The organism is Bacteroidota bacterium, from assembly GCA_025059945.1.
Lineage (GTDB): Bacteria > Bacteroidota > Rhodothermia > JANXDC01 > JANXDC01 > JANXDC01.
On the sequence record JANXDC010000012.1, the window covers coordinates 125406 to 139693 of the forward strand.

Here is a 14288-nt window from a genome sequence, read left to right on the forward strand (position 1 = left end):
ATTTAGCGCGGCTTTGCAGAGAAAAGGGAACCTCGATGCTGCTTGATTTAATCTGCAGCCGATGTGGGCTTCACCATGAGGCCGATCGACCCCAAACGGTCTGTAGAGCCTGCGCTAAGCCGCTTTGGGCGCGCTACGACCTGCGGGCGTGCGCCGAGCGGTTGCGCCCTGAGGTTATGCGAAGCCGACCCCCCTCTCTGTGGCGCTATGCGGAGCTGTTGCCCGTCCGAGAGGAACGCAATCGCATAAGCCGACTCGAAGGCTGGACTCCGTTGCTATCGCTTAGAGGCCTAGCGCAGCGCTATGGGCAGCGCGCGCTTTGGCTGAAAGAGGAATCGCGCAACCCCACGGGGAGCTTCAAGGCCCGGGGCCTGTCGGTGGCCATCAGCCGGGCCCTGGAGTTGGGCATTCGGCACGTGGGCCTGCCTTCGGCGGGAAACGCCGCTGGAGCGGCCGCCGCCTATGCCGCCCAAGCTGGGCTGCGCTGCACGCTCTTTATGCCCGAGGATACGCCCAAGGCCAACGTGCTCGAATGCCGCCTGCTGGGAGCCGAAGTGCACCTGGTGCCGGGTACGATCGCCGACTGCGCCCGGGCCCTGGAGGCCTATCGGGCCGCGCATCCGGAGCTGTTCTCCCTGGCCACGCTGCGCGAACCGTATCGTCTGGAGGGCAAAAAGACCCTGGGATATGAGCTCTTCGAACAGCTTGGCCGCCTGCCGGACGTCGTGCTCTACCCCACCGGAGGCGGAACCGGCCTTATCGGCATGGGCAAGGCCTTCGACGAGATGGCCGAGATGGGCTGGATCGGGCCCGAACGGCCGCGCCTGTTTCTGATTCAGGCCTCCGGATGCGCTCCGCTTGTGCGAGCCTTTGAGGAACAGAGCCCCGAGGCGCGGCCCTGGGATGCGGCGCACACGATCGCCTCCGGGCTTCGGGTGCCGGCCGCGATAGGAGATTTCCTGATGCTGGATCTGGTGCGTCGCACCGGCGGCGGGGCCCTGGCCGTATCCGATGCGGAAATCCAGGAGGCCATGCGCGAAGTGGCCCACATCGAGGGCCTGCTGTTGTGCCCCGAGGGCGCGGCCACCTGGGCCGCCTATCGAAGGCTGCGCCAAGCGGGCCGCATCCGAGAAGACGAGGAGGTGGTGCTCTTCAATACAGGCAGCGCCTATAAGTACGTCGAGGTCCTGGAGAGCCTGCTCTGGGACTAGACCAGCTCCCGGGCGGCCTGTAGGATATCGGCCAGCACCCCGGCTGCGGTCAGCTCGGCTCCTGCTCCCGGTCCGCGCACGATGAGGGGCAGCTCGCGGTATCGATCCGTGTACAGCACCACGATGTTCTCCCCGGACGTCAGATGGCCCAGCGGTCCATTCGGATCCACCTCGGCCACCCCCACGGTCGCCACTTGCCCGTTGAAGCGCGCCACATAGGCCAGCTCCCGGCCTCTCTGCTGGGCGGCTTGCAGCCGCCTCATCCAGCGCTCATCTTCCTGGGCCAAAAGGCCCCAGAAGCGTTCTAGGTCGTCTTCCTGGTGGCAGAAAAGCGGCTCGACCGCGATATCGGATCGCTCCAGGCGCCAGCCCGCCTCGCGGAGCAAAATAAGCAGCTTGCGCGCCACATCCTCCCCGCTTAGATCGGCCATCGGATGGGGCTCGGTATAGCCTCGCTCGTAGGCCTGTCGCACGGCAAGGGAGAACGAAACACCCCGGCGCAGCTGCTCGAAAACAAACGAAAGCGTACCCGATAGCACCCCCTCAAGCCTGTGCAGCCGGTCCCCGGTGCGCCGCAGGCCCTCTACGGTTTGCACAAGAGGCATGGCCGAGCCCACGGTGGTCTCGTAGCGATACGGCACACCGCCGCGCTCGGAGAGCTGCTTAAGTTGTTCGTAATAGGTCCATTCCAGCGTATTGGCGAACTTATTGGGCGTGACCACGGCCACACCGGCCCTGAGCCAGGCTTCATAACGCCGGGCGACGGCCTCACTTGCCGTGCAGTCGACCAAGATGGCGTGTTCTAGGCGCGTCTCCTGGAGCTGATGCAACAGCGCCTCCCAATCCGCCTCTGGACCTGTCTGCAATAGCTCCCAGAGCCGATCATCCAAAGGCAACCCATTGGGATCGAAGCGCATCCGGCTGCGCGTGATAACGCCCACTAGACGCAGCTCCAGGCGCAGAGCCTCAAGCAGCCAAGGGTGGCGTGCGCGCAGCTGGCGCAATAGCGCCCGTCCCACCTGACCTGTTGGACCGGCTAGAAGAAGCGAAACCCGATTGTGAGACAAAAAGAAAGCCCCGTGCAAGACGGAGACGGCCTTGCGCAGATCGGCCCGATCCAGGACCACCGAGACGCTCTGATGCGAAGCTCCATCGGAGACGGCCAACACGTTGATGCGGCTTCGGCCCAGGGCGCCGAAAAAACGCCCCGCGATACCGGCTTGCTGCTCCATGCCGCTTCCCACGGCCGCCACAACCCCGATGCCCTCCCGAAGGGCGATCGATCGGATCTGCCCCCCCGCCAGTTCGGGGGCGAACTCCCTATACAGAGCCCGAAGCACGGCTCGGGCCTGATCGGCCCGCACGACAAAGCAGATGGACTCATCCGAGGAGGCCTGGCTGGAGAGGATCACCGACACCCCCAACCGGTCCAGGAGCCCAAAAAGACGCGCGGCCAGCCGGGCCCCGCCCATGAGCCCATAGCCCTCGATGGTCAGCAGCGCGGCCTCATCCAAAGAGGTGATGGCCTTTACGCAGCCCTCCCAGAGCTCCGATTCGGGGCCGATCCACGTGCCCTCCGCTTCGGGGCGAAAGGTGTTTCTGATCCAGACCGAAATACGGCGCCGCTCCAAAGGGTGCATCGTTTTCGGATGCAAAACTTTGGCCCCGAAGTAGGCCATCTCCGCCGCCTCGCGGTAGCTGATGCGCGGCAGCACGAAAGCCTCCGGCACCAGGCGAGGATCGGCGCTCTGCACCCCGTCGACGTCCGTCCAGATCTCTACGACATCGGCGCCCAAGGCGGCCCCCAGAAGCGTGGCCGTGTAATCGGAGCCGCCCCGCCCGAGCGTCGTCGGCACGCCCTCCTCGGTGGCCCCGATAAAACCGGTGACCACGGGGATTTGGCTTTCCAGGAGCGGAAGCAGGTAGGCGCGCACAAGGGCCTCCGTGGCCTCCCAGTCCACGTTGGCCTCTCCATGCGCGGCGTCGGTGCGGATGAGCCGGGTGGCATCCCAGGCCTGAGCCGACAGACCGCGGGCCTGCAGGGCCTCGGCTGCGATCGGCACCAAAAGCCGCTCGCCTACGCCCAAGATCCGGTCCCGCACCCGAGGGGAGCACTCCTCCAGTTGCTCTATTCCGGCGAGCCACTGGCGCAGATCCGCGATCCACCGCGTAAGCTCCTTCAAAAGCTCCGAACAGGCCTCAGGCCGCGCAAAGCGCGCCACGTAGGCCGCATGACGGGCTTGCAGCTCCTGCAGAAAGCCTTCCCAGGAGCGGTCGCGCCCGAGCGCCCACTCGATGGCCTGTAGTAGCCCGTTGGTCACCCCGCTTAGCGCCGAGAGCACCACCACAACGGGCTCCCGGCGGGCGGCGCGTTCGATGATCTCAAGCACCACGGCGAAGCGATCAAGAGAACCCACCGAGGTGCCCCCGAATTTGAGCACACGCATCGCCCTTACCCCGTTCTGCGACAAGCCCAATGTCCCAGTTCGGCGCGAAAACGCGCCAGAAGCGCCCCCAGGCGCTCGGTCTCGATCAGAAACGCGTCATGTCCATGGGGGGAGTCCAACTCGACAAGCCGGGCGTTGGGTATGAGCCGCGCAAGCTCCCGTTGCTCTTCCGGCACGTAGAGCCTATCCGTTGGGATGCTCACCACAAGCGTAGGATGCGCTATGGAACGGAGCACCGCCTCATAGGGCCCGCGGCTGCGCGCCAGATCATGGCTATCCATGGCGCGTGTAAGCAGCACGTAGCTATTGGCATCGAAGCGGTGCACAAGTTTGCGACCCTGATAGCGCAAATAGCTCTCCACGGCGAAGCAGTCGGCCTCCGGCTGCAGGTTGCGACCAAAGCGCAGCGCGAAGCTCTCGGGGCTCCTGTACAGACACATCGCCATCATGCGCGCCGCGCTCAAGCCCGCCTCGGGCCCCGGCCCAGGGTAATAACGCCCTCCTTGCCAACGGGGATCAGCGTAAATGGCCTGCCGCTGGGCCTCGCTGATGGCGATGCACCAGGCCGAATGCCGACCCGAGACGGCGATCGCGGCGACGGCCTCCACCCGCTCCGGATACAACAGGGCCCACTCAAGCGCTTGCATGCCACCCATGGATCCGCCCACGACAAGCCGCAGCCGGCGCACGCCCAGATGCTCCAAAAGCACCGCCTGCAGCCGCACCATATCCCGGATCGTAATCGGCGGAAAATCCGGACCCCAAGGGTCCCGACCCTTAGCCCTGGGGCTAAGCGGCCCCGTGGTCCCGTAGCAGCTGCCCAGCACGTTGGAGCAGACGATGTAATCGCGCTCCACATCAAGAGCCCGGCCTGGACCTATGAGGCCGGCCCACCAGCGATCGGCGTCGGCCGAGCCCGTGAGCGCATGACAGACGAGCACGGCGTTTACGCACCCCTCTGCCAGACGCCCCCACGTGCGGTAGGCCACCTGTACATGAGGCAAGACGGCTCCGCATTCAAGCTTGAAAGGACCCGGGTGGGTCCAAAATCGCGTATCCGGGTCGATATGCGCACGCCAGGCAAGCATGGGTCGCCTCTAGACCACCGGGACGCGGGCGAAGGCCTGCTCGAAATCCGCTATAATGTCTTCTATGTGCTCCAAGCCCACCGAAACCCGGATCATATCCGGACTCACCCCAGCCGCGCGCTGCTCCTCTGGGCTGAGCTGTTGGTGGGTGGTGGAGGCGGGATGGATCACGAGCGTGCGCACATCGCCCACGTTGGCCAGGTGACTGGCGAGCTTGACGTTGTTCACAAAAGCGCGCCCCGCCTCCCAGCCCCCGCGGATGCCGAAGGCGAGCACCCCACCGAAACCGTTTCGCAGGTAGCGCTTGGCCCGTTCATGGTAAGGGTGGCTCTCCAAGCCGGGGTAACTGACCCAAGCCACCTGGGGATGGGACTCCAGCCAGCGCGCCAGCATGAGCGTGTTTTGGCAATGCCGCTCCACGCGAAGTGAAAGCGTCTCCAGGCCCTGCAGGAACAAGAACGCGTTGAAAGGCGACAAGCACGGGCCATGGTCCCGCAGTCCCTCCACGCGCGCCCGGATGATAAAGGCGATGTTGCCAAAGGGGCTATCGGGACCGAAGACCTTCCAGAAACTCAAACCGTGATAGCCCGGAGCCGGCTCGGTGAAGGCCGGGAATTTGCCGTTTCCCCAGTTGAAACGCCCGGAGTCGACGATGACCCCTCCGATGGCCGTTCCATGCCCGCCGATCCACTTCGTAGCGGAGGCCACCACCACATCGGCCCCGAACTCGATGGGCCGGCATAGATACCCGGCGCACCCGAAGGTATTATCCACTACGAGGGGTATTCCGTGTTCATGCGCGATCTCGGCCAGGGCTATAAAATCGGGAATCTCGAAGCCCGGATTACCGATCGTCTCCACATACAGAGCGCGCGTGCGCTCATCAAGGGCTCGCCGGAAGTCCTCTGGATCATCCCCCTCTACGAAACGCACCTCAATGCCCAGCCGGGGGAAGGAGACTTTGAATTGGTTGTAGGTGCCTCCGTAAAGATGACTGCTGGAGACGATGTTGTCCCCCGCCTGCGCGATCGTAGTGAGGGCTAGAAATTGCGCAGCCTGCCCACTGGCCGTGGCCAGGGCCGCTACCCCCCCCTCCAGCGCGGCCATGCGGCGCTCGAAGACCTCCGTCGTGGGGTTCATGATGCGGGTGTAGATGTTGCCGAACTCCTCAAGCGCGAACAGCCGCGCGGCATGTTCCACGTCCCGGAAGGTATAAGAGGTGGTCTGGTAAATCGGCACGGCCCGAGCGTTGGTGCCCGGCGCGGGTTCAGCGCCCGCATGAATCTGCAGGGTCTCGAAACGGTAAGCGCGCTCCATAGGTGTTCCTCCTGAATTTGGTTTTGGTTTAAATCTGATTCAGAGGGGTTAGGCCCGAACGCTGCCTTGGAGCGGAAGGGCGCGCAAAAACAAACGCGCCTCTTCCAGGGTCGATGCGGAAGAGGCGCGTCGCGTATTTGGGATAGGGTTGAGGTTTCTACACGCCGGCTCCTTCCGTCATCTCCCCCGCATGGTCAGAAGACCAAGCGGGCGGGAATTGGCACCGTTTTCTTCCCTCAGCCGGAAGAAAGGTTGCCAAGGCTTCTTCGGGCCCGTTCCCTCCGCCTTTCTCGATGACGGTTGGATCCCGTAAAGAACACGGCGCAAAGATAACCCCTATACACAAGGCGATGCAAGGGCTTACCTTTGTCACCGATCGCGTTTCATCAGGCCTATGCGGATCACTGCCCTGTTCCGTCAAGCGGGTTGGGATGTGTCGGTTTGCCTTCTTGTGATAGGAGCCGTGCTGAGCGGGCATCCGATCCTACGGTGGGGTGTCTACGCATACACGGTAATACTTCTGCTGTTGCATCTGGTAGTGCTAGGGATGGGCCTTCGGGTGCGGCCCGTGCGCCAGGGGGAGCCTGTGCCCCAATGGTTCTATCATCTTCTGTATGGGATCAACGTAAGCGCGCTGCTTCTTTCTGGATCGTGGCTCTGGGCCGCTCTCTGGGGGCTGATCTGGATCCTGGCTGCTCGACACAGGTCCTCCTCCGGGCGCTATAACTAAGTAGATCTCCCAGGGTTGATGGAGGTCCTTGTACGAGGCGCGAAGCCGGCGTATCTTTTCGGTTGTTTACGATTTGTTAACAAGGAGCGCCAACGTGGCCAGCCCGAACAGAGCGGTGTGGCGCACCCCGGAGATCGAAGATCCCACGAATCGTTACCTGATCCACCCGATCAGCTGGGCGCTGGTGCGGGTTCTTTCGCGCACCCGGGTGCATCCGAATCTCGTATCCCTGGCTGGGTTGGGTAGTGGCCTAGGGGCCGCTTTCGCTCTCAGCCAATACGAGCAGGGCGGTTGGCTTTGGCTCGGGGCGGGGCTTCTTTTTCTGTGGCATGTGTTCGATGGGGCCGATGGGCAGCTCGCGCGTCTTACGGGACGCAGCTCCGAGCTGGGCAAAATCTTAGACGGGCTCTGCGACCACGGCACCTTTGCGGCTCTATACGTGAGCTTGGCTTGGGCCTCGGCTCCCTCTTGGGGCTCTTGGGCTTTCCTATTGGCCGCTTCGGCGGCGCTGAGCCATTTCGTACAAGCCAACGCCTACGAGCTGCAGCGGCAGCTGTACGACTATTGGGTGCACGGGAAGGCCACCTCGCCTCTGGAGCATCCGGCGCAGCTGTGGGCCCGTCGGGCGGCGTTTCGAGGCGTAGGGCGCTGGCTTGTGTTGCCGTATTACGTATATCTGCGCCTACAAAAGCTCGCCGGTCGGGTCCAAGAGCCCCTTCTGGAGCACCTGCGCTCACTGCGAGAGCCAAGCGAGCAAGAGCGGGCTCGTATGCTGTATCGCGCCTATCAGGCGCCCATGGTGCGCATTTGGGGGGCGCTGAGCTCTAACTACAGAACAGCCGCCCTCCTACTAGCCTGTGGATCAGGAGAGCCCGTTGGGTTCTTCCTCTGGGAGCTCACAATCCTGAACGGTCTTCTACTTGGGCTGCTTGTGGCGCAGTGGCGGCGCAACCAGACGCTGCTGCGTCAGCTGCGGGCTGAGCCTGCTCGTGCTCCTCACGTTAATAGGTGGGCCTTAGCCGCAATCCGCTCGTTTTGCTACCCCAAACGGAGAAGGTAACGCGATGCGCACCGGATCCCCGATTCCCCCAGCAGAGGGCAAGTTGCTCGTCTTGCTCCCCGGTCTTGGGGCCGTGGCCACCACCTTTATCGCCGGCGTAGAAGCGGTCCGGCAAGGCCGCGCCCGGCCCTTCGGATCCCTGACGCAGATGCAGACGATTCGGCTTGGCCGGCGTTCTGAGAACCGCAACCCGCTTATCCGGGATTTTCTCCCGCTGGCCCGTTTGGAGGACCTAGTCTTTGGCGCCTGGGACATCTTCCCGGACGACGCCTTCGAGGCGGCGGTGCGCGCGCAGGTGCTTGAGATGCGCGACCTAGAGCCCCTGGAGCCCTTCCTGCGCACGATCCGGCCCATGCCGGCCGTCTTCGACCGCCGCTATGTCAAGCGCCTAGATGGGCCCAATAAAAAGCAGGCGCCTAATAAGCGCATACTGGCCGAGATGCTGCGCGAAGACATCCGCCGCGCGCTTGCGGAGACCGGAGCAAATCGAGCCGTGATGATCTGGTGCGGTTCGACCGAGGTCTACATGCGGCCCGCGCCCTGCCATGAGAGCCTGGAAGCCTTCGAGCGAGGTTTGGAGGAGAACGACCCCGCCATCACCCCCTCTCAAATCTATGCCTACGCGGCCCTACGGGAAGGCGTTCCCTACGCGAACGGCGCCCCGAACCTCTCGGCCGATATACCCGCCCTGGAGCGACTGGCCGAGGAACGCGGCGTGCCCATTGCGGGCAAGGACTTCAAGACGGGCCAGACTTTTCTGAAAACCGTCATCGCTCCCGGCCTAAAGGCGCGCATGCTCGGGGTGCGGGGATGGTTCTCGACGAACATCCTCGGCAACCGGGACGGGGCCGTGCTGGATGATCTGGACAGCTTCCGGGCCAAGGAGGCCACCAAATCCGGGGTCTTGTCGACGATCCTGCAACCGGAGCTGTATCCGGAGCTCTACGGGGAACTCTACCATAAAGTGGACATCAACTACTACCCTCCGCGCGGAGACGCCAAGGAGTCCTGGGACAACATCGACATCTTTGGCTGGATGGGCTATCCCATGCAGATCAAGGTCAACTTTCTGTGCCGCGACTCGATCTTGGCCGCCCCTGTAGTGCTGGACCTGGCGCTGCTGTTGGACCTAGCTGGACGCGCGGGCCTAAAGGGTATTCAAGAGTGGCTGTCGTTTTACTTCAAAAGCCCTCATGTGCACCCGGGCCACGTGCCGGAGCACGACCTGTTCATTCAGCATTTTCGGCTCAAAAACACGCTGCGCGTGCTAGGTGGAGAAGCGCCGATCACCCACCTTTCCGAAGAATTTGACCTGCTTGAGACGCTGCGCGCATGACCATCCCCACCGCCCTTATATTGGCCGCAGGCTTGGGCTCGCGCTTGCGCACCCCCAATGGGGTCTTTTCCGTGCCCAAGCCCCTTCTGCCCGTAGCCGGCCGGCCCCTTATCGCCTACGCCTTGGAGAACGCCGAACAGGCCGGCTGCCAAGAGGCCGTTATCGTGCTGGGGCACGAGGCCTCCGAGATTCAGGGAGCTATACTCGCCTTCTACAAGGGCCCCCTCCGGCTGCGCTTCGTATACAATCCCCTCTACGCCCTTCAAAATGGGATCTCGGTGCTCGCGGCCGAGCCGTATCTATCGGATCCGTTTCTACTTCTCATGGCGGATCACTTGATCGAGCCGCAGCTCATGCGACGCATACGCCAGGCCCGGCCCCCCGTCGGCGGAGCGCTACTGGCTGTGGACTTTCAGTTGGAGCGCATCTTCGATCTAGCAGACGCCACCAAGGTGCTCGTCGAAGAGGACCGTATTCGCGCCATAGGCAAGGACTTGTCTGAGTACAACGCGATCGACACAGGATTATTTCTCTGCACGCATGGGCTGCTGGAGGCGTTGCGGCAAGCCCGCCAAGAACAAGATGGCGATGCATCGCTATCCGACGGGGTGCGGATCTTAGCGCAATCCGGGCTCATGATCGCCTTTGATATCGAGGGGGCCTTTTGGCAAGACGTCGACACAGCCGCTATGCACGCCTATGCGGAGAGCCAGTGGCGTGCGCTCATGGCGGCGCAGTTGCCTTGAGCGCCCGCATTAATTTAGATTTTAACTTGCCATCGGGGGCTTCCACGAAAGCGGGCATGAGCCGCCTATCACGTCGCTCGCTTACGCTTCTAGGCTTGATGGCCCTCTCCATTCTGGCCAGCTTGTATCTGGCTCTGCAGGAACTACGCACGAGCGCGCATCTGGCCGAGGAGGTCGAGCGCGGCCTACGCAGCGACGGAGAATTCTTTCTAGATCGCCTGAGTCGGTACACGGAAGAGCTCGTCTACGATCAAAACCTCCGACGGGCCGTTGAGAGTGAAAGCTACCTCATCCAGACCTCCTCCGGACCGGTCTTTGGCTTCGACTACACCTACTCTATCCCCAACCTGGTCGAATACGCCTTCTATATCGACCTACGCGAAGGCCTCGTTTACACCAGCGACCCCAGCCAGGACCCCAAGGAGGTGTTGGCGGTGTTTTCCATCGACACGTTATTGGCGCAGGTGCCTGATCTGTATCCGTACATTCTGCGGGGTGTCCGGCAGGGTCCAAAGGGCCCCTTTCACTATGTCTACCTATACGCTATGGTGGGGGAGCATGACGATTTTGTGGTCAAGGGGGTCAAGATCAATCCTCAGGTGGTGCTTCGAGAAGTCATTCCCCGCGCCTATGCACGCCTACAGGAGCTTGTGCGTACGCAGCGGGGGCGATTTCCGGACGAATACTTTGAGCTTTGGCTTTATACACCCTACGATACGCTTCGGCTTTCTCCTCGCAGCAGGAACTTAGAATACACGAACGTATATCGCGCCGGCTTCGATCCGGCCGGAGGGCTGTTCTCGAATTGGATCCTGGAGGTGCGCTACCGGAACCGGCTGGCCGCCGAGGGCCTGTTCCGATACGTGCGCGTTTTCATCCCGGCCTTGGTGTTGATCTTGGCTTTGTTGCTCGTCTACCGCATGGCCACACGCGAGATGGAACTGGCCCGGCTCAAGGCGGATTTCGTCTCCAACGTATCGCATGAGCTCAAAACCCCCCTGGCTAAGATCCGCTTCTTTGCCGAGATGCTGCGCCTGGGAAGGGCTCGGACCTCGGAGCGGAGGACGCAGTACCTGCAGATCATCGAGCAAGAGTGCGAGCGCCTGACCCGGCTAGTGGACAATGTGCTGGATTTCGCCCGTATCGAACGCGGACACCTCCGCTATGACATGCAACCGGTGGAGTTGCGCGCCCTCCTGGATCAGGTTCTGCGTACTTTCGGCACCTTGTACCAGAGCCGAGGCTATAAGCTGCGGGCTGAATGGGGCCCCGATCTGCCCGCCACGATCGAGGCCGATGCGGGCGCGCTCACGCAAGCCCTGGTTAACCTGATCGACAACGCCGTCAAGTACTCCGAGCCTCATGAGATCCGCGTTCGGCTCGAACGCGCCAACGGGCATGTGCGCATCAGCGTACACGATCAAGGCATTGGGATTCCGAAGGAGCAGCTGCCGTATATTTTCCGCAGCTTCTACCGCATTGAGACGGGCCTGGCGCAGCGCGCCTCCGGAAGCGGTCTAGGGCTGGCCGTGGTCGAACACATCGTCCAAGCTCATCGGGGGCGTATCGAAGTGGAAAGCGAGCTCGGTCGCGGCAGCACCTTTACGCTCGTTTTGCCTATTAGCCAACGCAAAACTACAGCGGGATCATGAGCCAGAACCTTACAAAAGCCCGACTGCTGATCGTAGAAGACGATCAAGAGCTGGCTATAGGGCTTCGGGATTTCTTCGAAGACGAAGGTTTCTCCGCACAACTAGCCTTCGATGGAACCCAGGCGCTGAAGCAGGCACGCGAGCAAACCTTCGACCTGATCATTCTGGACGTGATGTTGCCCGGTATAAGCGGCTTTGAGCTGCTTCGCCGTTGGCGTCATGAGGGGCTTCATACACCCGTGTTGCTGCTAACCGCCAAAGGCCAGGAGGCGGATAAGATCGAGGGCTTTCGATCCGGGGCTGACGATTATGTAACAAAGCCCTTCAGCGCGGCGGAGCTTCTGGAGCGCGTGCGGGCCATCTTACGACGCGCTATACCCGGTCCGGTGGAGCTATACAGCTTCGGAAACGTCACGGTCAACTTCACCACGCATACGGCCTATAAAGACAACCAACCCATCAGCTTCACGGCGCTTGAATTTGCCATCCTCAAGTACCTCATCGAACACCGAGGTCGATCGGTTTCGCGTCAGCAGCTGCTGCGTGACGTCTGGCATACGCGCGAGGATCTTACCACGCGCACCATCGATCGGCACATCGCCAGCCTTCGCAAAAAGATCGAGGACGACGCCGATAACCCCCGCTACATCGCCACCGTTTACGGGGTAGGGTACAAGTTCCTCGGTTAGCCCCTCCTCTTTCGCCCTCTGGGGCGTCGCCTTTGAGGCGCGCCCTTAACGCTCCGGGCTGCGCCCGAAGAGATACAGAAACGCCACCAGTACGCCCGTACCCAGAGCGATCGAGATCCACGGGGAAAGCCCAAAGGCGGTCGGAATATCCCCCAGGAGCATTCCGACCGCGGCCGCCAGCAGCGCATACGGCAGCTGGGTCTTGACGTGATCGATGTGATCGCAGGCCGAAGACATGGAGCTCAAAATGGTCGTATCGGATATGGGAGAGCAGTGGTCCCCGAAAACGGCCCCGGCCAGCACAGAGCTGATCACCCCGTGTAGGATCAAGGTCTGCTCCGAAAGCGTCAAGCCCGCATCCAGGCTCAGCGTGTGGGCCAGCGGAATCACGAGCGGCATCATAATCGCCATCGTGCCCCAACTGGTGCCGGTGGCGAAGCTTATGGCCGCAGCGGTCAGAAAAACCAACACCGGAAGCCAATGCGGTGCGATCGCGCCGCGCAATAGGTCCACAAGGTAGTGGGCCGTATGCAGCTCCTCGGTCACGGCCCCAATGGACCAGGCCAGCACCAAAATGAGCATGGCCAGCAGCATGGCCTTAAGCCCACCAAACCAAGCCTCAAGGGCCTCTTTAAGGCTTAAGATGCGCTGCAGGACGCTGAGCAGAATCGCCACCAAGGATCCGGACAGCGACGCCCACAGAAGGGCCCGGTACGAGTCCGAATGGCTGATGATGGCCCCGATCGTGTACGAAGAGGCGCCTTGATTGCGCAGGGCCTCCATACCGGTTGTGTACAGCCCATATCCCCCGACTAGAAGCACGGCCAAAATGGGCAAGAGCCCGTTATACCAGCGCGCTGGACGGGATCCGTCGTCGATTGGGCTCGTGCTCTCCGTCAAATCCGTAGCCGGCCTTGAGCCCGGACGCAACACCTGTCCTGTGGCCCGGGCTCGTCGCTCCGCTTCCAGCATCGGACCGATGTCGCGCCCCAGAAGCGCAACCAGGAGAGCCAAAATCAGAGCGAAGATGGGATAGAACCGATACGGGATCGTTTGAATAAAGACCGCGTAGGCTTCCTCTGGCCACTGGATGAGCTTTAGACCCTGCTCGATTAGCCCCACCTCGTATCCGATCCAAGTCGAGATCAGAAAGATGCTGGCCACCGTGGCCGCGCCGGTGTCGACAAGAAAAGAGAGCTTTTCGCGTGAGATCCGCAACCTGTCCGTGATGGGACGCATGAGGTTGCCGCGCACCAGCACGTTGGCGTAGTCGTCAAAGAAGATCACAAGCGCCATAAGCCAGGTGGCGATCTGGCCTCCGCGGGCGGTGCGGGCGTAACGGGTAATGAGGCTCGCTATACCCCGGGTACCCCCATTGCGGGCGATCACCCCCACCATCCCTCCGAAGAGCATACTGAAGAGGATGATCTGCAGATGGCTTGATTCGCTTAACGCCTTGAGCACGAAATGATCCAAGACCCGATATAGGCCCCCGATGGGATCGTAGTCAAACAAAAACACCGCCCCAAGCCAGATGCCCGCCACAAGCGCGATGATGACCTCCCGCGATAGCAGAGCCAGTAGAATCGCCACCAGCGGAGGCAACACGCTGAGCACCCCGGGGATGACCCGCACCACGTGGCTGGCCTCGAAGTCCGGCCCCATGATCCGGATCCTCTGGCGCCCCGCGTGGGCGAGCACGGCCTTCGGTAGACGCAGCTGGCCGTTTTCAAAACGCGCCTCGGATAACCCGTGAAGGCCCTCAAGACGCACCTTAGCCGAGAAGCCCTTTAGCACTTGCCCGGAGCTGTCGCGCGCCGTAACGGTGAGGGCAAACGGGATCCCCCGTAAGACCACCGAGGGGGCCTCAAAGACCCACTGCGCAGGAGCTTGGGCCCACCCGAAAGACGGCAAAAGCCCGATGAGCGCTACCAGCAGGCGCCGCACGACCCGACTCCTTTCGACTTGCCCACCCTGGATAGAGAAAGTGCGCAATGTTACGGCCTTTTTGC

General features: G+C 62.3%; 11 protein-coding genes and 1 riboswitch. Of the genes, 7 read left to right on the top strand and 4 right to left on the bottom strand.

What is annotated here, in order from left to right; translation table 11 throughout:
• Positions 1-35: 35 nt before the first annotated feature.
• The gene (locus NZ993_07550) at positions 36-1211 is read left to right on the top strand and encodes a threonine synthase (GenBank protein ID MCS7155644.1); all 1176 of its coding nucleotides are present in this window, start codon (positions 36-38) and stop codon (positions 1209-1211) included.
• Here the strand turns inward: NZ993_07550 and thrA are convergent.
• From thrA to NZ993_07565, 3 genes are read right to left on the bottom strand one after another with little or no spacing between them, the layout of a single operon-like run.
• Positions 1208-3658 (bottom strand): bifunctional aspartate kinase/homoserine dehydrogenase I, encoded by a 2451-nt coding sequence (gene thrA / locus NZ993_07555; GenBank protein MCS7155645.1) that lies wholly within the window; start codon positions 3656-3658, stop codon positions 1208-1210. The genes NZ993_07550 and thrA overlap by 4 nt on opposite strands.
• Before the next feature lie 5 nt (positions 3659-3663).
• Positions 3664-4746, bottom strand: a complete 1083-nt coding sequence (gene metX, locus NZ993_07560) for a homoserine O-acetyltransferase (protein ID MCS7155646.1) — start codon at positions 4744-4746, stop codon at positions 3664-3666.
• A gap of 9 nt (positions 4747-4755) precedes the next feature.
• Positions 4756-6063 carry an O-acetylhomoserine aminocarboxypropyltransferase/cysteine synthase gene (locus NZ993_07565; protein ID MCS7155647.1) on the bottom strand — a complete coding sequence of 436 codons (1308 nt, stop codon included), beginning with the start codon at positions 6061-6063 and terminating at the stop codon, positions 4756-4758.
• 174 nt (positions 6064-6237) lie between these two features.
• Positions 6238-6363: riboswitch (SAM riboswitch) on the bottom strand.
• A gap of 133 nt (positions 6364-6496) precedes the next feature.
• On the opposite strand from NZ993_07565, the gene NZ993_07570 reads away from it, so the two are divergent.
• The 6 genes from NZ993_07570 (at position 6497) to NZ993_07595 (ending at position 12276) form a co-directional block, all read left to right on the top strand.
• Positions 6497-6793, top strand: coding sequence for a hypothetical protein (locus NZ993_07570; GenBank protein MCS7155648.1), 297 nt, complete (start codon positions 6497-6499; stop codon positions 6791-6793).
• A 94-nt stretch (positions 6794-6887) separates the two neighbouring features.
• Complete coding sequence (locus tag NZ993_07575; protein ID MCS7155649.1) at positions 6888-7853, top strand: CDP-alcohol phosphatidyltransferase family protein; 966 nt, start codon at positions 6888-6890, stop codon at positions 7851-7853.
• A 4-nt stretch (positions 7854-7857) separates the two neighbouring features.
• Positions 7858-9189 carry an inositol-3-phosphate synthase gene (locus tag NZ993_07580; GenBank protein ID MCS7155650.1) on the top strand — a complete coding sequence of 444 codons (1332 nt, stop codon included), beginning with the start codon at positions 7858-7860 and terminating at the stop codon, positions 9187-9189.
• On the top strand, positions 9186-9935 hold the full coding sequence (locus NZ993_07585) for an NTP transferase domain-containing protein (protein MCS7155651.1): 750 nt from the start codon (positions 9186-9188) through the stop codon (positions 9933-9935). Before NZ993_07580 ends, NZ993_07585 begins: the two co-directional genes overlap by 4 nt.
• A 56-nt stretch (positions 9936-9991) precedes the next feature.
• The gene (locus NZ993_07590) at positions 9992-11587 is read left to right on the top strand and encodes a HAMP domain-containing histidine kinase (protein MCS7155652.1); all 1596 of its coding nucleotides are present in this window, start codon (positions 9992-9994) and stop codon (positions 11585-11587) included.
• Positions 11584-12276: a response regulator transcription factor gene (locus NZ993_07595; GenBank protein ID MCS7155653.1), complete on the top strand. Its 693-nt coding sequence runs from the start codon at positions 11584-11586 to the stop codon at positions 12274-12276. Before NZ993_07590 ends, NZ993_07595 begins: the two co-directional genes overlap by 4 nt.
• 45 nt (positions 12277-12321) lie before the next feature.
• Here NZ993_07595 and NZ993_07600 read toward each other — a convergent pair whose 3' ends face one another.
• Positions 12322-14223 carry a Na+/H+ antiporter NhaC family protein gene (locus NZ993_07600; GenBank protein ID MCS7155654.1) on the bottom strand — a complete coding sequence of 634 codons (1902 nt, stop codon included), beginning with the start codon at positions 14221-14223 and terminating at the stop codon, positions 12322-12324.
• Positions 14224-14288: the final 65 nt, after the last annotated feature.

What these genes read in the sequence shown, in the direction of transcription:
- NZ993_07585 (MCS7155651.1), top strand. Translation starts at nt 9,186, where the DNA reads ATGACCATCCCCACCGCCCTTATATTGGCCGCAGGCTTGGGCTCGCGC.
- NZ993_07565 (MCS7155647.1), bottom strand. Translation starts at nt 6,063, where the DNA reads ATGGAGCGCGCTTACCGTTTCGAGACCCTGCAGATTCATGCGGGCGCT.
- NZ993_07550 (MCS7155644.1), top strand. Translation starts at nt 36, where the DNA reads ATGCTGCTTGATTTAATCTGCAGCCGATGTGGGCTTCACCATGAGGCC.
- NZ993_07590 (MCS7155652.1), top strand. Translation starts at nt 9,992, where the DNA reads ATGAGCCGCCTATCACGTCGCTCGCTTACGCTTCTAGGCTTGATGGCC.
- NZ993_07595 (MCS7155653.1), top strand. Translation starts at nt 11,584, where the DNA reads ATGAGCCAGAACCTTACAAAAGCCCGACTGCTGATCGTAGAAGACGAT.
- thrA (MCS7155645.1), bottom strand. Translation starts at nt 3,658, where the DNA reads ATGCGTGTGCTCAAATTCGGGGGCACCTCGGTGGGTTCTCTTGATCGC.
- metX (MCS7155646.1), bottom strand. Translation starts at nt 4,746, where the DNA reads ATGCTTGCCTGGCGTGCGCATATCGACCCGGATACGCGATTTTGGACC.
- NZ993_07580 (MCS7155650.1), top strand. Translation starts at nt 7,858, where the DNA reads ATGCGCACCGGATCCCCGATTCCCCCAGCAGAGGGCAAGTTGCTCGTC.